Below are 18,521 nucleotides of genomic sequence, written 5' to 3' on the forward strand. Positions count from 1 at the left end.
GCCCCCAGCGACGCCGCTCCGCGCCGCCCTCCACCTCCGGGCCGAAAGGCCGCGGAGCTGAACGCGCTTCCTTCTCCCCGGCACGGGGAGAAGGTGGCCCGAAGGGCCGGATGAGGGGATGACCGGCCGATCCATCACCCCAGCCATCTCCCCGTTCCGGGGCGAGGGGGCCGGCTGCGGCCTTCCGGTCGCCTGACGCGCCGCGCTCTCAGCCGCCGAAGCGGCTGGAGAGCTCGCGGGTGAGGCGGCCGCCTTCGGCGAGGTAGCGGCTGATGATCGTCTCGGCCGCCGGCGTGCAGCGGCGATAGGTGACGGAGTACTCCCTGAAGCCGCGGTTATACGCCCCCGCCAGGCGCTCGCGCCGCTGGGGGGCGGGCGCTTCGGCGTCGATCAGGGCCGTCATGCGGCTGCGCCACTCGGTCTCCGTCTCGCCGCCGCAGAGCGGGTGCAGGAAGGCCAGCGCCCCCATCAGCTCCGACAGGCGCAGCATCTGCGGCTCATAGGGCGGGGGCGGGGCCTCCGGCGCGGGCTGGGCCGCCTCCTCCTGCGGCTTGGGCGGCGGCGGCTTCGCCTCGCTGGGCCGCGGCGTCGCGCGCGCCTCGCCCCGCTTCGGCGCGCCGCCGTGGCGGATGACGCCGTGCCGGGGCGCGGACGGCGCGGCCGGCGCGGCGCCGTAGGGCACGCCCCCATAGGACTGCCGCGGCGGCGGCCGCTGGATGATGATCTGCGGCGCGGGGCGCGGCGGCGTCTCCCACGGCCAGTAGAACTGCGCCGCGGCGCCCTCCGGCGTCGCCGCCAGGAGCGCCAGCGCCAGGCCGGCCGAGGGACCGGCCCGCGACAGGAGACGGGCCGTCATGGCGAAGCTCCCGCGTCCGCCCCGCCGAGCACGCGCCAGGCGAGGTCCACGACTTCGCCCAGGCCGCGCGTGGTCGGCAGGGCGGCGATGTCCTGAGGGTCGGCGAACAGCACGGCCCCGGCCTCCGGACCCGGCGCGGGTTCGCCCGAGACCCACCGGGCCGCGAAGGTGGCGATGACGAAATGCCGCAGCACCCGGCCGGCGCCGTCGCGCTCGATCACCTGCGAATGGCGCACGAAGCCGGCGATCTTCGCGGCGCAGCCCACCTCCTCCTCGAGCTCGCGCAGGGCGGCCTCCTCGAGCGTCTCGCCGGGCTCGACCAGGCCGCCGGGCAGCGAGAACAGCGCCGCCGAAGGCGGCTTCGTGCGCGTCGCCAGCAGCACCTTGCCGTCCCGGAACACCGCGACGCTCGCGGCCAGGAAGGGGCGCGACGGATAGAGGCGGGACTCGGCCTCGGCCGGCTCAGACGTGCTGGCCGCCATTGATGTGGATCTCGGCGCCGTGGACATAGCTCGACTGTTCCGTGCACAGGAAATAGATCGCCTTGGCGACCTCCTCGGGCGTGCCGAGGCGGCGCATCGGGATCTGGGCGACGATCTTGTCCGTTCCGGGCGACAGGATGGCGGTGTCGATCTCGCCGGGCGAGATCGCGTTCACCCGGATCTCGTGCGGGCCGAAATCGGCCGCCATCTCGCGAGTCAGGGCGGCCAGCGCCGCCTTGGAGGTCGCGTAGGCGGCCCCGGCGAAGGGGTGCACCCGGGATCCCGCGATCGAGGTGACGTTGACCACCGACCCCTTGGCGCGCTTCAGCTCGTCCATCAGGCCGCGCGCCAGCATCACCGGGGCGAAGAAGTTCACCTGGAACACGCGCTGCCAGTCGGCGATGGAGGTCTCGATCGTGCCGAGCCGGGCGCCGTCGCGGCCCTTCGGCGAGATGCCCGCATTGTTGACGAGCGCGTCGAGGCGGCCGCCTTCCAGGCGGTTCTTCACCTCCGCGATCGCCGCCTCGGTGTTGGCGGGATCGGCGAGGTCGACCTGGATGTGGTCCTCGGGGCCCATCTCCCAGGGGCAGTTCTCGGGGAAGGGATGCCGCGAGCAGGTGATCACGCGCCACCCGGCGGCGGAGAAGCGCTTCACGGTGGCGTGGCCGATGCCGCGGCTCGCTCCGGTGAGCAGCATGGCGCGGCGGGGGCCGTTGGAGGTGTCCTTGGCGGAGTTGGGCATGGGGCGTCCTGTGGGGCGTTCGGCCCGGCGACCCAGTCGGGCGCCGCGGCGGACCGTCCGCGTTGCATCAAGGATATAGACGTTCGCGGCTCCAGTCGCCTGCCGGTTCGGGCCGGCGGAAGGTCAGCCGGTCATGCAGCCGGAAGGGACGGTCCTGCCAGAACTCCATCTGCACCGGCCGGATGCGGAACCCCGTCCAGTGCGGCGGGCGCGGCACCTCGCCGATGGCGAATTTCGCCGCATAGGTCGCCACCGCCTTCTCCAGCGCGAACCGCGACTCCAGGGGACGCGACTGCCGGCTGGCCCAGGCGCCGATGCGGCTGTCGCGCGGCCGGCTCTGGAAATACGCGTCGGCCTCCTGGTCGGTCACGCGCTCCACCGGGCCGCGCACCCGCACCTGGCGGCGCAGGCTCTTCCAGTGGAACACGACGGCGGCCTTGGGGGCGCCCGCGAGCTCCCGGCCCTTGGCCGATTCGGTGTTGGTGTAGAACACGAAGCCGTCCTGGTCGTAGCCCTTCAGCAGCACCATGCGCACATCCGGCAGGCCGCTCTCGTCGACGGTCGCCAGCGCCATCGCGTTGGGGTCGTTGGGCTCCGACTCCCCGGCCTGCGCGAACCACTCCGCAAACAGGACGAAGGGGTCGTCCGCGCCCGTGAAGTCACCTGCCATTAACGGTTCCGCCGATCTAATGCCGCCATGCCGAGTTGACGAGGATGCGAGTGTCCCGCCGAGCCGACGCTTCGACTTATATGGGACAGCGACGCCGCGAAGAAAGCGGCGAAAGCCGCCTTCTCACCCGCCTCGCCGTATTCGGCGCAGCCCTTGCGGCTGCGTTGGCCGCGTCCGGATGCTCCATGACCCTGCCGGGCCTGGGCTTCGATCCCGAGATCACCAGCTCGGTGGAGCGGAAGGCCTCGCCGCTGAGCCCCGTCATCGACGACGTCGACTGGAGGCTGGCCGCGCCCGCTCTGGGGCAGGCGCTCGATCCGCTGCGCAAGTCGCCCGTGGCGGCGTGGACGAACTCCGAGACGGGCGGCTCGGGCGCGTTCGAGGCCGTCGGCGCCGCCTATGTGCGCAACGACGAGGTCTGCCGCGCGTTCAAGGCCAGCGTCCGGGTGCAGGGCCGGGAGGAGAAGCTGGTCGGGGCCGCCTGCCGGCTCGGGGCGGGCGAGTGGACCGTTCAGAAGGCGAAGTCGGCTCCGCCGCCCGGCTGAGCGGCCGCCCTTTCTCCCCCATTCCGGCCCGATCGACGCTATAGTTGGCCCAGCAGCGGCGCAGGCGTTGCGAATCGGCAACACTCACCCCACATGCCGCCTGGAGTTTCATGACGGTCCGGCCAGGCCGCCCTGTCCGGCGGGACCGGAGCGCGCCAGCTCCGTCCTCGTGAGGAGAATGAAGACGATGCGCGATCCCTATGATGTTCTCGGCGTGCCGCGCTCCGCCGCGGAAGCCGACATCAAGAAGGCCTACCGCAAGCTCGCCAAGACGTGGCATCCGGACCGCAATCCGAATGACCCGAAGGCGCGCGAGAAGTTCACCGAGCTGACCACCGCCTACGAGATCCTGGGCGACGACGCCAAGCGCAAGCAGTTCGACCGCGGCGAGATCGACGCGGAGGGCAAGCCCCGCTACGCCGGCTTCGAAGGCTTCGCCCATGGCGGCGGCGCCGGCGCGGGGGCCGGCTTCGGCGCGGGCCGGGGGGCCGGCTTCGAGGGGTTCAATTTCGGCTTCGAGCCCGGGACCGGGGGCTTTCGCTCGCGCGGCGGGCCGGGCGGCTTCGACCCGTCCGACATGTTCGCGGACCTGTTCGCCGGCGCCGGCCAGCGCGGCGGCCGCCAGGGCGCCAAGCGCCCGGCCGGCGAGGACGCCCACACGGAGGCGACGCTCTCCCTCGCGGAGGCCGTCAAGGGCGCCAAGGCGCGCGTCAAGCTGCCCTCCGGCAAGGAGGTCGAGGTCTCGGTGCCGGCCGGCGTCACGGACGGCAAGGTCATCCGCCTGAAAGGGCAGGGGCATCCGAGCGCCTGGGGCGGCGCCGCCGGCGACGTCCTCGTCACCATCAAGGTCAAGCCGGACCGGCGCTTCGCGGTCGAGGGCAAGGACCTGCGCATCCGCCTGCCGCTGCGCCTCGACGAGGCCGTGCTGGGCGCCAAGGTGCGGGTTCCGACGCTCGACGGCGCGGTGGAGCTCTCGATCCCGGCCTATTCGTCCAGCGGCCGCACGCTGCGGCTGCGCGGCAAGGGCCTGCCCGCGCCGGACGGCGCCGGGGATCTCCTGGTCACCGTCGAGATCGTGCTGCCTCCCGAAAAGGACGCCGCGCTCGAGGAGCTGATGCGGCGCTGGGCCGAGGAGCAGACCTTCGACCCCCGCAAGGATCTGTAGGAGGCGCGCTGAAGCCGCCGTCTAGCCTAGCGCCACAGCACGGACATCAGGTTCGTGTGGTCGTCGGTCCAGGGCTGGACCGAGGGATCCGGCGGCAACGGCTTCCAGCCTTGCGCCTGTGCGGCCTTTGCGGCCACGGCGGTGCGGGTCAAAAGGACGGCGACCGCCGGCGCCCTCTTGATGTTCTCGAAGGGCTCGGTCTGCTCGTCGCCGCGCCGCCAGGCCTGCGTCCCGAGGCTGGCCGCGGCGTTGGCCAGAATCGGCGACAGGTCCATGTGCCTGTTGGAGATGTGGAAGGCCAGCACGCCCTCTCGGTGGGCGCCAGGAAAAGCTTGATCGGCTAAGAAATTCGCCCACCGCCCGACCAGACCGTTCTGACGAGATCGCGGTTTCGAGGCCGGAACGGCCCGCCGATATCTGAGCGCGCCTCAGACGGTCACCTGCGTCCCGACCTCCACGACGCGGCCGGTCGGGATCTGGAAGAAGTCCGTGGCGTCGCTGGCGTTGCGAGCCAGCGCGATGAAGAGCTTGTCCTGCCACAGCGGCATGCCCGACTGCGCCGCGGGCTTGATCGAGCGCCGCGACACGAAGAACGACGTCGACATGATGTCGAAGGTCCAGCCGAGCTTGCGCGCGATGGCGAGGCCCCGCGGCACGTTGGGGCTCTCCATGTAGCCGAACGTCATCTTCACCCGCGAGAAGTGGTCGCTCACCGGCGAGATCGCGATGCGCTCGTCCTCCCGCACGCGGGGCGTGTCGGCGGTCGAGACCGTCAGGATCACGTTCTTCTCGTGCAGGATCTTGTTGTGCTTCAGGTTGTGCAACAGGGCGGTGGGCGCATAGTCCGGATCGCTGGTGAGGAACACGGCCGTGCCCTGCACCCGGTGCGGCGGCTTCTTCTCCAGGTTGCGCACCAGCATCTCGAGCGGCACCTCCGAGCGGCGCGTCTTGTCGGCCAGGATGCGCGTGCCCTTGCGCCACGTCGCCATGAGCAGGATCAGGCAGGAGGCGAAGACCAGCGGCGCCCAGGCGCCGTCGAACAGCTTCAGCAGGTTGGCGGCCAGGAAGGTCGAGTCGATCAGCAGGAAGGGCGCCACCAGCAGGGCCGCCGCCCAGGGCTTCCACGACCAGAGCCGCCAGATGACGATGAAGGCCAAGGTCGCGTCCACCACCATCGTGGTCGTCACCGCGATGCCGTAGGCCGAGGCCAGCGAGCTCGACGACCGGAACAGCAGGACCAGGATCAGCACGCCCATCAGAAGCAGCGTGTTGATCCGCGGGATGTAGATCTGCCCCGAATGGGTCTCGGACGTGAAGCGGATGTCGATGCGCGGCAGCAGGCCGAGTTGCACCGCCTGGCGGGTCAGCGAGAAGGCGCCCGTGATCACCGCCTGGCTGGCGATGACGGTGGCGGCGGTGGCCAGCCCGACGACCGGGATGATGGCCCAGTCCGGATAGAGCTTGAACAGCGGGTTCTCGATCGCCTCCGGGTGCGACAGCACCAGGGCGCCCTGGCCGAAATAATTGATCACCAGCGAGGGGAGAACGAGCCCGAGCCAGGCGATCTGGATGGGACGCCGGCCGAAATGGCCGAGATCGGCGTAGAGCGCCTCGCCGCCGGTGACGGCCAGGAACACCGCCCCGAGCGTCACCAGGCCGATGACCTTGTGCTTCAGCACGAACAGGAAGCCGTGGCTCGGGTTCAGCGCCAGCACGACGCCCGGGTCGTCGCTGATGTGGCTGATCCCGCCCGCCGCCAGGACCGCGAACCAGGCGATCATGATCGGCCCGAAGGCAGCCGCCACCTTGGCGGTGCCGCGGCTCTGGACGGCGAAGAGGAGCACCAGGATGCCGACCGTGATCGGCACCACATAGTGCTCCAGCGCCGGGGTGATCAGCTTCATGCCTTCCACGGCCGACAGCACCGAGATGGCCGGGGTGATCACCGAGTCGCCGTAAAACATCGACGCGCCGATGACGCCGAGGCCGAGCACGAAGGAGCGCCCCTTGGTCAGGGTGCGCTGCGCCAGCGCCATGAGGGAGAGCGTCCCGCCCTCGCCGTTGTTGTCGGCGCGCAGCAGGATCAGGACGTATTTCGCGGTGACGACGAGCAGCAGCGCCCAGACGATGAGCGACAGGACGCCCAGCACCGTCTCGCGCGGGACCTCGGGATGGGCGCCGGGCTGGTTGTGGGCGCCGGCCGCGGCCAGCAGCGCCTCGCGGAAGGCGTAGAGGGGACTGGTCCCGATGTCCCCATACACCACGCCGATGCTGCCGACCGTCAGGCCGATGAGATTCCGCTGTCCGTGGCCGTGACTCGTCCCGTGCCCCGCTCCTTGCGCCGCCGCGCTCTCGTTCACGGATGACCTCGCCTCTTGAGCACCGCCCTGAAGGAGCTTTGGGAGAATGCTGCATGACCAACCCGGTTCCAACCGGGCGGCGGCGCTTATAGCACCACCGGATCAGGTTTCCATCCACCCCACCCCGGTCCACACAAAATGGTTCCGGTCAGGCTGGCAAGCGCCATCTGCGAATAAGCGTGACGGCGGCGCGCTCGCAGGCGTCGCCCACAGCGACGAACGCGGGGGCGCTTTCGCTTGCGCGGGGGTTCCGCTATTGATGCCGACGCCGCAGCGGCCCACCCGACACGACGAACGGTTGACATGACTGATCAAAACTCCCGGGCTTCGAACCTCCTCGCGGGCAAGCGGGGACTCGTGATGGGCGTGGCCAACAACCGCTCGATCGCCTGGGGCATCGCCCGCGCGGCGCATCAGCACGGCGCGCAGCTGGCCTTCACCTATCAGGGCGAGGCGCTGGAGAAACGCGTGAGGCCGCTGGCCGCCGAGCTCGGCGCCGCGGTCGTCGGCCATTGCGACGTGACCGACGCGGCCAGCGTCGACGCCGTGTTCGCCGAGGTGGAGAAGCTGTGGGGCGGCCTGGACTTCGTCGTCCACTGCATCGCGTTCTCCGACAAGGACGAGCTGACCGGCCGCTACGTCGACACCAGCGAGGCGAACTTCACCAAGTCGCTGCTGATCTCCTGCTACTCCTTCACCGCCGTCGCCCAGCGCGCCGAGAAGCTGATGACGACGGGCGGCTCGATGCTGACCCTCACCTACTACGGCGCCGAGAAGTGGATGCCGCACTACAACGTCATGGGCGTCGCCAAGGCCGCCCTCGAGGCGTCCGTGCGCTACCTCGCGGCGGATCTCGGCCCCAAGAACATCCGCGTCAACGCCATCTCGGCGGGACCGATCAAGACGCTGGCCGCCTCCGGCATCGGCGACTTCCGCTACATCCTGCGCTGGAACGAGTACAACGCCCCGCTGCGCCGCACCGTCACGACCGAGGAGGTCGGCGACACCGCCGCCTATCTGGTGTCCGACATGGCGCGCGGCATGACGGGCGAGATCCTGCATGTGGACGCCGGCTACCACGTCGTCGGCATGAAGAACCCGGACGCGCCGGACATCACGCTCGACAAGGCCTGAGCCCGCATGGCTTCGCCGTATCGGCTGTTCTTCATCCGCCACGGCGAGACCGACTGGAACGCCGAGGGCCGGCTCCAGGGACAGCAGGACATCCCGATCAACGAACGCGGCCGCCACCAGGCGGGCGAGGCGGGCAAGCGCCTGCTCAGGCTGGCTCCCCAGGCCGGGACGCTGCCCTGGGTCGTGAGCCCGCTGTGGCGGACGCGGGACACGGCCGAGCGGGCGCGCCGCGCCATCGGGCTCGATCCCATGGCCTACGCGCTGGACCCGCGCCTCAAGGAGATCTCCTTCGGGGACTGGGAAGGCCACACCTGGCGCGACCTGCGCAAGGTGGCTCCCCACGCCGCCGAGGAGCGCAAGGCCGACAAGTGGCGCTTCGTGCCCCCGGCGGGCGAGAGCTACGCCATGCTGGCCGAGCGCATCCGGCCCTTCGCCGAGGAATTGGCGGGCGAGCAGGTCGTGGTGGCCCATGGCGGCGTCGCCCGGGCGCTGTTGCACCTGCTGTGCGGCGTGTCCGACCTGGTGGCGCCCAGCGTCGAGATCTGGCAGGGGCGGGTGCTGCTCTTCGAGAACGGCCGCTTCGCCTGGACCTGACCGGCCCCTACGGCAGGGCGCCCTAAGAGGCTGATTCGCCTCGTCTTGCGGGGCCGGCTTCCTGAACGGCTCCGTTCAGCTTCGTTCATCGTGGGTTCAGCCGTCCGGTCGCATAAAGTCAGGGTCGCGATAGCCCACGTGTGCTGGGTTGCGACCCCGGATCGCCCGTCTTGGGCGACCACCCGGGACCAGGGGAAGCGGGCGTTGCGGGGCGCCATCGAGAACCAGGGCCGTTCGACGGAGAGTCCTCCGAACGACGAGCCATGGCCGATGGCGACCGGAGCGACGGGAGAGCGAGAGATGAATCGGGCGCCGACCGACCTCGTAGCCATCGCCAGCGCCATCGGCGCCGGGCATCCCGCGCTCGATGGTCCCAACCTCCGTCAGGACCAGGCCGCATCGCCCGCCATCTTGCGCGGCGAGGCCAGGCCGGACCTGATGCGCGACGAGGTTCTCTCCGAGATCTTCGAGGCGACCGTGTCCCGCACGCCGGACAAGGCCGCCATGGTCTGCCGCGGCGAGATCCTGACCTATGCCCAGATCGAGAGCTGCGCCAATTCCATCGCCCGCGGCCTCGCCGCGAGGGGCGTCGGCCCCGGCGACGTGGTCGGCCTGTGGGCCCCGCGCGGGTCCGAGCTGCTCGTCGCCCAGATCGCCGTCGCCAAGTCCGGCGCCGCGTGGCTGCCCTTCGACGCCGACGCTCCGATCGACCGCATCGCGGTCTGCCTGTCCGATTCGGGCGCGAGGCTGATCCTCACCTGCGACGCCTTCGCGACGCAGGCCGCCGGCGCCGGCGTTCCCGTCGAAACCTCCGGATCGCTGGCCGCCGGCCAGACCGGCGAGGCCCTCGATCCGCGCCAGCGCGGCCTGACGCCGGACCATCCCGCCTACATGATCTACACCTCGGGCTCGACCGGCGCGCCCAAGGGCATCGTGGTCAGCCACCGCAACATCGCTCATTACCTGCGCGCCGCTAACGCCCTGTTCGGCCTCACCGCCGACGACGTCATGTTCCAGAGCGCCTCGGTGGCGTTCGACCTCTCGATGGAGGAGATCTGGGTCCCCTATCTGGCCGGCGCGACCCTCTGGGTGGCGACGCCCGAGGTGATGGCCGAGACCGACAGGCTCGCCGACGTCATCGCCGACGCCGGCGTCACGGCGATCGACACCGTGCCGACCCTGCTCGGCCTGTTCGCGCGCGACATCCCGAGCCTGCGCGTCATCATCCTGGGCGGCGAGGCGCTGCCGGCCTCCATCGTGCAGAAATGGGCGCGCGACGGCCGCCGCATCTTCAACACCTACGGTCCCACCGAGGCGACCGTGGTCGCCACCGCCTGGGAGGCGGTCGCCGGCGAGGCGGTCACCATCGGCCGGCCGATCGCCAACTACAGCTGCTACGTCGCCTCCGAGGACCTCACCCTGCTGCCGCCCGGCGTGCAGGGCGAGCTGCTGATCGGCGGCCCGGGCGTCGCGCAGGGCTACCTGAAACGGCCCGAGCTGACGGCCGAGAAGTTCATCGCCAACCCCTTCGCGACCGACGGCTCCGACCCGATTCTCTATCGTTCCGGCGACGCCGTGAGCGTCGACCCGGCCGGCAACATCGTCTTCCACGGCCGCATCGACGACCAGGTCAAGATCCGCGGCTTCCGCGTCGAGCTCGGCGAGATCGAGGTGAAGCTCGACGCGCTGCCGGGCGTCGCCCAGTGCGCCGTCGTGCTGCGCCAGGACGACGGGCTGGACCGGCTGGTCGCCTTCATCGTGCCGGAAGGCGAGGGCAAGCTCGACCGCATGCAGGTCCGCCTGGCGCTGGCCGAGCGCCTGCCGTCCTATATGGTGCCGTCGCGCTTCGAGCTCGCCTCGACGCTGCCGCGCCTGATCTCCGGCAAGGTCGACCGCAAGACCCTGCGCGCCATGCCGCTGGCCAGCGCGACTGGCCCCGCCGACGAGCAGGAGCCGGCCCGCACCGCCACCGAGGCCAAGCTGCTGGAGGCCGCCCAGTCGGTGTTCCCCGGCCAGAGCCTGCCCTTCGACGCGGACTTCTTCAACGAGCTCGGCGGCCACTCGCTGATCGCCGCCCGCTTCATTTCGGCCGTGCGCCAGAACCGCGGGCTGGAGAGCGTCACCCTGCAGGACGTCTACGGCCAGCGCACCCTGCGCGCCATCGGCGCCGCCATCGACGCGCGCGCCGTGACGGCCGACGCGGACCTCTCCTTCGAGCCCCCGTCCTTCCGCCGCCGCTTCCTGTGCGGCCTGGCGCAGGGCGTCGCGATGCCGTTCATCCTGGGCCTCGTCACCATCCAGTGGCTCGGCCTGTTCCTGGCCTCCGTGTTCCTGCTGCAGGACGACCCGAGCCTGCTGGCCGAGGTGCCGGTGCTGCTCGGCGTCTACGTGGCGCTGAATCTCGGCACCAAGGCGCTGATCGTCGCCCTGAAATGGGCCGTGCTCGGCCGCACCAAGCCGGGCCGCTACCCGCTCTGGGGCGTCTACTATTTCCGCGTCTGGTTCGTGCAGCGCATGATCCAGGTCACCACGCTGAAGTTCCTGCAGAACTCGCCCCTGATGCGCGTCTACCTGCGCATGCTCGGCGCGAAGGTCGGCAAGGACGCCATGATCTCGGACTTCGAGGCCGGCGCCATCGACCTGATCAGCATCGGCGACCGCGCCACGCTCGGCATCAAGACCAAGTTCGCCAACGCGGTCGCGATCGGCGACGAGTTCGTGATCGGCCCGATCACCATCGGCGACGACGCCTATACGGGCTCGTCCTGCTCGTTCGGCCCCGACAGCGTGGTGGAGGAGGGCGCCCAGGTCGGCGACCTCACCTCCGTCGCGCCCGGCATGACCATCCCGGCCCGGGAGACCTGGACCGGCTCGCCCGCCCGCAAGACCGGCGAGGTCGACCGCGCCTCGATGCCCGAATTCCCGACCGTGACCCCGGTCACCCGCGCGCTGCAGAACGCGACCTATGCGGGCTCCTACATCGTCATGCTGATGCTCGGCCTCGTGCCGATCTTCCCGGCCTTCTACATCCTCTACAATCTCGACGGCCTCATCGACGGCCAGGTCGACTACAGCGTCAGCTGGGCGACGCTGCCCTTCCTCGCCTGGCCGACCGCCATGGCGCTGATCGTGGTCGCCGTCGCCATCATCGTGGCGCTGCGCTGGACGATCATGCCGACCCGGGTGAAGTCGGGCCATTACTCGATCCACAGCTGGTTCTATGTCCGCAAGTGGATGGTGGGCCTCGCCACCGAGGTGACCCTCGAGACCGTGTCGTCGCTCTACGCCACCGTGTTCATGCGCCACTGGTACCGCCTGCTCGGCGCCAAGATCGGCCGCGGCACGGAGGTCTCCACCAATCTCGCGGGTCGCTACGACCTGGTCGAGCTCGGCGAGGACAACTTCGTCGGCGACGAGGCCGTGCTGGGCGACGAGGAGATCCGCAACGGCTGGATGATCCTGGAGCCCGTCAAGACCGGCGACCGCGTCTTCATGGGCAACGACTCGGTGATCCCGCCCGGCTCCGTGCTCGAGAACGACTGCCTGATCGGCGTGAAGTCGACCATCCCGGCGAGCCTGCACGTCAAGAGCGGCGAGATCTCCTTCGGCAGCCCGGCCATGCTGATCCCGGCCCGCCAGAAGGTGAACGCCAACGCGCAGTCGACCTATCGCCCCTCCAAATGGTGGGTGTTCGGCCGCACCATCTTCGAGACCCTGCACACCTCGCTGCCGACCGCCACCTTCATCACCTGCGGCTACATCACGGCCGACCTGATGGAGAGCCCGATCACCAGCGGCCAGTGGGGCAAGGCGACCGCCATCTTCCTGGCGGCGGGCATCGTCATCGCGCTCGCGCTGATCGCCGTCTCGGTCGTGGTCAAGTGGCTGCTGATGGGCGTCTACAAGCCCACTATGAAGCCGATGTGGTCCTTCTGGGCCATGCGGACCGAGGCGGTGGCGGTGCTCTATGGCGGCCTCGTCGGCAAGGCCTCGGTCGAGTTCCTGCGCGGCACGCCGTTCCTGCCCATGGTGCTGCGGCTCTACGGCACCAAGATCGGCAAGGGCGTCTGGATGGACCTCACCGACATCACCGAGTTCGACTGCGTCAAGATCGGCGACTTCGCCACCCTGAATCTCGGCGCCTGCCTGCAGACGCACCTCTACGAGGACCGCATCATGAAGGTCGGACGCATCGAGGTGAAGCGCGGCGTCCATGTCGGCTGGGGCACGACGGTCCTCTATGACAGCACGGTCGGCGACTTCGCCCGCCTCGGCCAGCTCACCATCGTGATGAAGGGCGAGAACATCCCCGCCCACACCAGCTGGGCCGGCGCGCCCGCCATGCCGGTGGCGGTTGCGGCCGCTCCCACCATGGCTTCGGAGCCCGTGCGGGTGGCGGCCTGAGGGGCTAGCCTGCTCGCACGTTCAACACCCCCTCATCCTGAGGAGCATCGCCTCTTGGCGATGCGTCTCGAAGGACGAGGGACTCCAGCAGGCTCCACGGTCGTGCGCTCTGGACCCCTCGTCCTTCGAGACGCCATGCGAAGCCGCATGGCTCCTCAGGATGAGGGGCGTGGAGGATGTCAGGCTCTCAGGAGCTACACGGTAGCCCATGGCGCCGCCGACCCGCCGTTTCCCCATCCCCCAAAATGCTCTAAGACGCGGAGCCATTCTCCGGGTCCGCCGCCATGTCGCACAACACCTTCGGCCATCTCTTCCGCGTCACGACCTTCGGCGAGAGCCATGGCCCGGCGCTGGGCTGCGTCATCGACGGCTGCCCGCCGCGGATCCCGCTGACGGCCGAGGACATCCAGGCCGACCTCGACAAGCGCCGCCCCGGGCAGTCCCGCTTCACGACGCAGCGCCAGGAGCCGGACAGGGTCAAGATCCTCTCCGGCGTCTTCCCCGACGAGTCCGGCGTGCAGGTGACGACCGGAACCCCGATCGCCCTGATGATCGAGAACGTCGACCAGCGTTCGAAGGACTACGGGGAGATCAAGGACAAGTACCGCCCCGGCCACGCCGACTTCACCTATGACGTGAAATACGGCATCCGTGACTATCGCGGCGGCGGGCGCTCCTCGGCGCGCGAGACGGCGGCCCGGGTGGCGGCCGGCGCGGTGGCCCGCAAGGTCGTGCCGGGGCTCGTCGTGCGCGGCGCCCTGGTCCAGATCGGGCCGCACCGGATCGACAGGAGCAGGTGGGACTGGGACGAGGTCTCCCGCAACCCGTTCTTCTGCCCGGACGCGACGGCCGCGATGGTCTTCGCGGACTACCTGGACGGGGTCCGCAAGGCCGGATCGTCCATCGGCGCCGTCATCGAGATCGTAGCGGAGAACGTGCCCCCCGGCCTCGGCGCGCCGATCTACGGCAAGCTGGACAGCGAGATCGCCGGGGCGCTCATGAGCATCAACGCCGTGAAGGGCGTCGAGATCGGCGCCGGCTTCGGCGCGGCCGAACTCACCGGTGAGGAGAACGCCGACGAGATGCGCTACGGGAATGACGGCAAGCCGCTGTTCCTGTCCAATCATGCGGGCGGCGTGCTCGGCGGCGTGTCGACCGGCCAGGCCGTCGTGGCGCGCTTCGCCGTGAAGCCGACCTCCTCCATCCTGAACCCGAGGCTCACCGTCGACCGCAAGGGCGGCGAGACGGACATCTTCACCAAGGGCCGCCACGATCCCTGCGTGGGCATCCGGGCGGTGCCGGTGGGCGAGGCCATGGTGGCCTGCGTCGTCGCCGACCAGTTCCTGCGCCACCGCGGACAGGTGGGCGACACGAGCGCCTGGCCCATTCCGCGCTGAATTTCAGCAGAACTTCATTTGCGCAAAATTCAGTGGCGCTGAATTTCTGGTCGGGTTACGGTCCGGCATGAAGCTCGGCGAGTGGCTGCGGACGAAAGGCATGGCGCGCAACGTGTTTGCGCAGCGCATCGGCGTGTCGCCGGCCGCCGTCACCCAGCTCTGCAACAACGACACCGTCTGGATGTCACGGGAGACGGCCGAGCTGATCTCCAGGGCCACCGGAGGCGCCGTGACCCCGAACGACTTCATCAACCTCCCCACGGTCCTGCCGACCCCCTCGCTCGAGGAGCGCGCCATGTCCCACTCGGTCACCGAAGCCATCGAGGCGCTTGCGAGCGGCGAGATCGTCATCGTCACGGACGACGACGACCGCGAGAACGAGGGCGACCTCGTCTGCGCGGCGTCGCTGTGCACGCCGGAGAAGATGGCCTTCATCATCCGCAACACCTGCGGGATCGTCTGCGCGCCGCTCACCAGCGGCGAGGCCCGCCGGCTGCACCTCACCCCCATGGTGGCCAGCAACGATGCGCCGCTCGGCACCGCCTTCACCATCACGGTCGACGTCCGCCACGGGCTGACGACCGGCATCTCGGCCGAGCAGCGCGCAAACACCGTGCGGGCCTTGGCCAACGGCAATATGGGCGCGAGCGACTTCGTGCGCCCCGGCCACGTCTTCCCGCTCGTCGCCAAGGACGGCGGCGTCCTGATGCGCTCCGGCCATACCGAGGCGGCGGTGGACCTGTGCAAGCTGGCCGGCCTGCCGCCGGTCGGCGTCATCTGCGAACTCGCCAACGACGACGGCACGGTGATGCGCGGCGCTCAGATCGAGGAGTTCGGGGCCAAGCACAATCTGCGCCGGATCTCGGTGGCCGACCTCATCGCCTACCGGCAGGCCCGCGAGAAGCTCGTCGAGCGGGTCGCCACCTTCCCGGTGAAGACCGAGATCGGCGAACTCACCGGCTTCGCCTATGTGACGCCCTACGACCCGGTGCACCACTTCGCCTTCGTGTACGGCTCCATCGGCGACGGCCGCGCCATGGTGACGAGGCTTCACCGCGCCAACGTCATCGCCGACACCTTCGGCGGCGGCAAGGCGATCCACGCCGCCCTGCAGCGGTTCAAGACCGCCGGCCGGGGGGTGCTGGTCTATCTGCGCGACGGCACCGCCGGGGTGCCGGTGCAGGAGTTGGAGACGGGCCTGTCGCCGACCGAGGCGGCGCGCCAGCGCCAGTGGCGCGAGATCGGCCTCGGCGCCCAGATCCTGCGGGACCTCGACGTCAGCTCGATCGTGAACCTCTCCTCGACGCCGCGCTCCTATGTCGGCCTAGCCGGCTTCGGCATCGAACTGGTCGGGACCGAGCCGCTGGACGCCTGAGCGCTCACCCCGCCCAGGGGCGGTCGCCCTCCAGCAGCGGCCGCATCTTGACGATCTCGCCCGCGGCGCAGTCGAGGAAGGCCCGGATGCGCGGCGAGGCGCGCAGGTCCGGATGGGTGAGCAGCCATAGCCCGGCCGAGAAGTCCGGGTTGAGGGCGGTGAGTCGCACGAGGTCCGGCCGCCGGTCGGCGATGAAGCAGGGCAGGGGGCCGACCCCGATCCCCTCGGCGACGGCCTCGGTCAGGCCCAGCACCGTGTTGATCTTGATGGCGACGCGCTCCGCCGGGACGTGCTCGCGGACATAGCGGGCCGCCTTGAGGTGGCCGAACTGGTCGCCCAGCGACACCCAGGGCCGGTCATAGAGCTCGCGCTCCTCCACCGGCGCGCCGGGACTGGAGGCCGGGAACTCGCTGCGCCGCCCATAGACCGCCCAGACGATGCTGGCGACCCGTCGCCCCACCAGGGTCTCGGGCGGGTTGTCGGTGGCCCGCACGGCGATGTCGGCGTCGCGCTTGGACAGGTTCAGCGCCTGGTTGGACAGCACCATATCGACCCGGATGTCGGGATAGAGCTGCCGGAACTGGGCGATGACCGGCATCAGCAGATGCACCAGCAGGGTGTCGTTGGTGGTGACCCGCACCTCGCCCGAGGGGGTCAGCGCCTGCCCGGCGAGCTTGCGCGAGAAGGCGACGACGTCGCGGTCCATCCGCTCGGCGAGGGCGGCCATCTCCTCGCCGGCCGGCGTCAGCCCATAGCCCGTGCGGTGCCGCTCGAACAGCGAGAGCCCGACGCGCTTCTCGATCTCGGCGAGCCGCCGGAACACGGTGGAGTGATTGACGCCCAGCGTATCGGCCGCGCCGGTCAGGGATCGGGTGTCCGCGATCGCCTTCACCAGGCGGAAATCGTCCCAGGGGATCGGGTTCAACTTGCGCTCCTGCAAGGTAGTTCTTTCGCCTTGTGCCATGGAATTGCGAAAAGGAGAAGAGCATTGTGCCTCCACCAAACGCCGCCGCCCTGGACTTCCGGGGCCGCCCTTGAGGAACAACCATCATGATCGACCCCCGCACCGCTCCCTATGGCCTCTTTCTCCTGCGCGTTTCGCTCGGCGTCATGTTCATCGCCCATGCCGCCCTGAAGGTGTTCGTCTTCACCGTGCCGGGCTTCGCCGGCTTCCTGGCCCAGGTCGGGCTGCCGTCCTTCATGGCCCTGCCGGTCATCGCGGCCGAGGTCGTCGGCGGCGTCGCGCTCGTGCTCGGACTGTACAGCCGCCTCGTCGGCGTGCTGCTCCTGCCGGTGCTGCTCGGCGCCCTCATGGTGCATTCCGGCAATGGCTGGCTCTTAACGGCGGCGAATGGCGGCTGGGAGTACCCGGCCTTCCTGATCCTGGCGACCGTGACGCTGATCCTCGGCGGCGACGGCGCCTTCGCGCTCCGCCCGACCCCGACTTCTTTCGCGCCGCGCCTTGCCGCGCAGACCGCCTGACCTATCTCCAGTTCTTCCCCAGGGCCGCCCCGCTGCGAAGCGAGGCGGCTCACGCTTTTGGATTTCGCCTTATGACTGACATCCCCTATTCCGATCTGGACGGCGCCGACCTTCAGGCCGGCGCGCCCGCCCACGCCTTTTCCAAACTGGACGGCTTTGAGACGACCACGTCGCAGGACGCCTGCGCAGACCACAGCCTCGGCGAGCGGATCGTCGCGCTGGTGACCGGCCGCTGCTCGAAGACCGGCAAGCTGATCTCCGAGGCGGGCCTGTAGCTCACTCGCCCGGCCCCGGGCGAGGGGCCGCGGCGCGGCGCAGGCGATCATTGATCGCCTCGCCCAGACCATCATCCGGAACGGGCGTCACGGCGATCGTCGTGGCGCCCGTTTCGTCGAGGTCCCGCAGCATGGCGAAGAGATGGGCGGCCGCCTCTGCGAGGTCGCCGGTCGGGCTAAGATTGAGCACGGCGCGCGCGCCGCCGACGCCTTCGACCCCGGCAGGGCCGAACAGCAGCGCCGCCTCGCCCGGCCGGATGCGCGTCGCCTCCAGCCTCACGCCGGCCTTGGGCGCATAATGAGAGGCCAGCATCCCGGGCGCGACCGGGGCCTCGCTGTCGGCGGGCCCATGGTCCGCGGCCGGCGCCGTCTCCAGGCGCCGCCCGAGCGCCTGCTCCAGCGCGGCCCTGGGAACGCCGCCCGGGCGCAGCAGAACAGGGCCGTCGCCCAGGCACGCCACGATGGTCGATTCCAGTCCCACCGCCGTCGAGCCGCCCATCAGCACGGCGTCGATCCTACCGTCGAGGTCGCCCAGCACATGGGCCGGCGTCGTCGGGCTGACGCGTCCCGACCGATTGGCGGAGGGGCCCGCGACGGGCCGCCCCACGGCGTCCAGCAGCGCCCGCGCGACCGGGTGGGCCGGCGACCGCAGGGCGACGCTGTCCAGCCCGGCCGTGGCGAGGTCCGACACCGTGCAGCCCGGCGCCGTGGGGACGACCAGCGTCAGCGGCCCCGGCCAGAAGGCGCGCGCCAGCGCCAGCGCGGCTGCGTCGAACCGGCCCTGCGCCAGGGCGGCGTCGAGCGTCGGGACATGGGCGATCAGCGGGTTGAAGCTCGGCCGGCCCTTGGCGGCGTAGATGCCGGCCACGGCCTTGCCGTCCGTGGCGTCGGCGCCCAGCCCGTAGACCGTCTCGGTCGGAAACGCGACGAGCCCGCCGGCGCGCAGGATACCGGCCGCCCGGGCCACCCCGGCGGCGTCGGCCTCCAGCCTGAGGGTTTCCCGAGTTGACGACGTATCGTTCACGTCTAAACTACCTTCG

17 protein-coding genes are annotated in these 18,521 nt (G+C 70.4%); 9 read left to right on the forward strand and 8 right to left on the reverse strand.

Annotated features, from left to right (window positions below; genetic code table 11):
* Positions 1–208: 208 nt before the first annotated feature.
* The 4 genes from ACYVO7_RS22885 to pdxH form a co-directional block, all read right to left on the reverse strand.
* Positions 209–856, reverse strand: coding sequence for a TIGR02301 family protein (locus ACYVO7_RS22885; protein WP_460452083.1), 648 nt, complete (start codon positions 854–856; stop codon positions 209–211).
* Positions 853–1,338 carry an NUDIX hydrolase gene (locus ACYVO7_RS22890; protein ID WP_460452084.1) on the reverse strand — a complete coding sequence of 162 codons (486 nt, stop codon included), beginning with the start codon at positions 1,336–1,338 and terminating at the stop codon, positions 853–855. Before ACYVO7_RS22890 ends, ACYVO7_RS22885 begins: the two co-directional genes overlap by 4 nt.
* Positions 1,319–2,080 carry an SDR family NAD(P)-dependent oxidoreductase gene (locus ACYVO7_RS22895; protein ID WP_460452085.1) on the reverse strand — a complete coding sequence of 254 codons (762 nt, stop codon included), beginning with the start codon at positions 2,078–2,080 and terminating at the stop codon, positions 1,319–1,321. Before ACYVO7_RS22895 ends, ACYVO7_RS22890 begins: the two co-directional genes overlap by 20 nt.
* 67 nt (positions 2,081–2,147) lie before the next feature.
* Positions 2,148–2,750 carry a pyridoxamine 5'-phosphate oxidase gene (gene pdxH / locus ACYVO7_RS22900; protein ID WP_460452086.1) on the reverse strand — a complete coding sequence of 201 codons (603 nt, stop codon included), beginning with the start codon at positions 2,748–2,750 and terminating at the stop codon, positions 2,148–2,150.
* A 185-nt stretch (positions 2,751–2,935) separates the two neighbouring features.
* On the opposite strand from pdxH, the gene ACYVO7_RS22905 reads away from it, so the two are divergent.
* Complete coding sequence (locus ACYVO7_RS22905; protein ID WP_460452087.1) at positions 2,936–3,295, forward strand: RT0821/Lpp0805 family surface protein; 360 nt, start codon at positions 2,936–2,938, stop codon at positions 3,293–3,295.
* A gap of 187 nt (positions 3,296–3,482) precedes the next feature.
* A complete protein-coding gene (locus ACYVO7_RS22910; protein WP_460452088.1) occupies positions 3,483–4,460 on the forward strand; it encodes a DnaJ C-terminal domain-containing protein in 978 nt (325 codons plus the stop codon).
* A 26-nt stretch (positions 4,461–4,486) separates the two neighbouring features.
* On the opposite strand, the gene ACYVO7_RS22915 is transcribed toward ACYVO7_RS22910, so the two are convergent.
* Together ACYVO7_RS22915 and ACYVO7_RS22920 are read right to left on the reverse strand one after the other, a co-directional pair.
* Entirely contained in the window at positions 4,487–4,765 is a 279-nt protein-coding gene (locus ACYVO7_RS22915; protein WP_460452089.1) for a hypothetical protein, read from the reverse strand.
* A gap of 123 nt (positions 4,766–4,888) precedes the next feature.
* Positions 4,889–6,751, reverse strand: coding sequence for a potassium transporter Kup (locus ACYVO7_RS22920; protein WP_406858555.1), 1,863 nt, complete (start codon positions 6,749–6,751; stop codon positions 4,889–4,891).
* A gap of 372 nt (positions 6,752–7,123) precedes the next feature.
* Here ACYVO7_RS22920 and fabI point away from each other — a divergent pair, with 372 nt between their 5' ends.
* The 5 genes from fabI (at position 7,124) to ribB (ending at position 15,724) form a co-directional block, all read left to right on the forward strand.
* Positions 7,124–7,954 (forward strand): enoyl-ACP reductase FabI, encoded by an 831-nt coding sequence (gene fabI, locus ACYVO7_RS22925; RefSeq protein ID WP_460452090.1) that lies wholly within the window; start codon positions 7,124–7,126, stop codon positions 7,952–7,954.
* Positions 7,955–7,960: 6 nt separating this feature from the next.
* A complete protein-coding gene (locus tag ACYVO7_RS22930; RefSeq protein WP_460452091.1) occupies positions 7,961–8,548 on the forward strand; it encodes a histidine phosphatase family protein in 588 nt (195 codons plus the stop codon).
* 300 nt (positions 8,549–8,848) lie between these two features.
* Positions 8,849–12,952, forward strand: a complete 4,104-nt coding sequence (locus tag ACYVO7_RS22935; protein WP_460452092.1) for a Pls/PosA family non-ribosomal peptide synthetase — start codon at positions 8,849–8,851, stop codon at positions 12,950–12,952.
* 284 nt (positions 12,953–13,236) lie between these two features.
* A complete protein-coding gene (gene aroC / locus ACYVO7_RS22940; RefSeq protein WP_460452093.1) occupies positions 13,237–14,349 on the forward strand; it encodes a chorismate synthase in 1,113 nt (370 codons plus the stop codon).
* Between the two features lie 67 nt (positions 14,350–14,416).
* Positions 14,417–15,724: a 3,4-dihydroxy-2-butanone-4-phosphate synthase gene (gene ribB, locus ACYVO7_RS22945; RefSeq protein ID WP_460452094.1), complete on the forward strand. Its 1,308-nt coding sequence runs from the start codon at positions 14,417–14,419 to the stop codon at positions 15,722–15,724.
* A 4-nt stretch (positions 15,725–15,728) separates the two neighbouring features.
* Here the strand turns inward: ribB and ACYVO7_RS22950 are convergent, their stop codons facing one another.
* On the reverse strand, positions 15,729–16,688 hold the full coding sequence (locus ACYVO7_RS22950) for a LysR family transcriptional regulator (RefSeq protein ID WP_460452095.1): 960 nt from the start codon (positions 16,686–16,688) through the stop codon (positions 15,729–15,731).
* Between the two features lie 86 nt (positions 16,689–16,774).
* On the opposite strand from ACYVO7_RS22950, the gene ACYVO7_RS22955 reads away from it, so the two are divergent.
* Complete coding sequence (locus ACYVO7_RS22955; protein ID WP_460452096.1) at positions 16,775–17,206, forward strand: DoxX family protein; 432 nt, start codon at positions 16,775–16,777, stop codon at positions 17,204–17,206.
* Between the two features lie 71 nt (positions 17,207–17,277).
* Positions 17,278–17,481, forward strand: coding sequence for a hypothetical protein (locus ACYVO7_RS22960; protein ID WP_460452097.1), 204 nt, complete (start codon positions 17,278–17,280; stop codon positions 17,479–17,481).
* 1 nt (position 17,482) lies between these two features.
* Here ACYVO7_RS22960 and ACYVO7_RS22965 read toward each other — a convergent pair whose 3' ends face one another.
* Positions 17,483–18,505, reverse strand: a complete 1,023-nt coding sequence (locus ACYVO7_RS22965; protein WP_460452098.1) for an L-threonylcarbamoyladenylate synthase — start codon at positions 18,503–18,505, stop codon at positions 17,483–17,485.
* Between the last annotated feature and the right edge of the window lie 16 nt (positions 18,506–18,521).

It is taken from the genome of Alsobacter sp. SYSU BS001988 (assembly GCF_054796215.1).

What these genes read in the sequence shown, in the direction of transcription:
- ACYVO7_RS22885 (WP_460452083.1), bottom strand. Translation starts at nt 856, where the DNA reads ATGACGGCCCGTCTCCTGTCGCGGGCCGGTCCCTCGGCCGGCCTGGCG.
- ACYVO7_RS22890 (WP_460452084.1), bottom strand. Translation starts at nt 1,338, where the DNA reads ATGGCGGCCAGCACGTCTGAGCCGGCCGAGGCCGAGTCCCGCCTCTAT.
- ACYVO7_RS22895 (WP_460452085.1), bottom strand. Translation starts at nt 2,080, where the DNA reads ATGCCCAACTCCGCCAAGGACACCTCCAACGGCCCCCGCCGCGCCATG.
- pdxH (WP_460452086.1), bottom strand. Translation starts at nt 2,750, where the DNA reads ATGGCAGGTGACTTCACGGGCGCGGACGACCCCTTCGTCCTGTTTGCG.
- ACYVO7_RS22905 (WP_460452087.1), top strand. Translation starts at nt 2,936, where the DNA reads ATGACCCTGCCGGGCCTGGGCTTCGATCCCGAGATCACCAGCTCGGTG.
- ACYVO7_RS22910 (WP_460452088.1), top strand. Translation starts at nt 3,483, where the DNA reads ATGCGCGATCCCTATGATGTTCTCGGCGTGCCGCGCTCCGCCGCGGAA.
- fabI (WP_460452090.1), top strand. Translation starts at nt 7,124, where the DNA reads ATGACTGATCAAAACTCCCGGGCTTCGAACCTCCTCGCGGGCAAGCGG.
- ACYVO7_RS22930 (WP_460452091.1), top strand. Translation starts at nt 7,961, where the DNA reads ATGGCTTCGCCGTATCGGCTGTTCTTCATCCGCCACGGCGAGACCGAC.
- ACYVO7_RS22935 (WP_460452092.1), top strand. Translation starts at nt 8,849, where the DNA reads ATGAATCGGGCGCCGACCGACCTCGTAGCCATCGCCAGCGCCATCGGC.
- aroC (WP_460452093.1), top strand. Translation starts at nt 13,237, where the DNA reads ATGTCGCACAACACCTTCGGCCATCTCTTCCGCGTCACGACCTTCGGC.
- ribB (WP_460452094.1), top strand. Translation starts at nt 14,417, where the DNA reads ATGAAGCTCGGCGAGTGGCTGCGGACGAAAGGCATGGCGCGCAACGTG.
- ACYVO7_RS22950 (WP_460452095.1), bottom strand. Translation starts at nt 16,688, where the DNA reads ATGGCACAAGGCGAAAGAACTACCTTGCAGGAGCGCAAGTTGAACCCG.
- ACYVO7_RS22955 (WP_460452096.1), top strand. Translation starts at nt 16,775, where the DNA reads ATGATCGACCCCCGCACCGCTCCCTATGGCCTCTTTCTCCTGCGCGTT.
- ACYVO7_RS22960 (WP_460452097.1), top strand. Translation starts at nt 17,278, where the DNA reads ATGACTGACATCCCCTATTCCGATCTGGACGGCGCCGACCTTCAGGCC.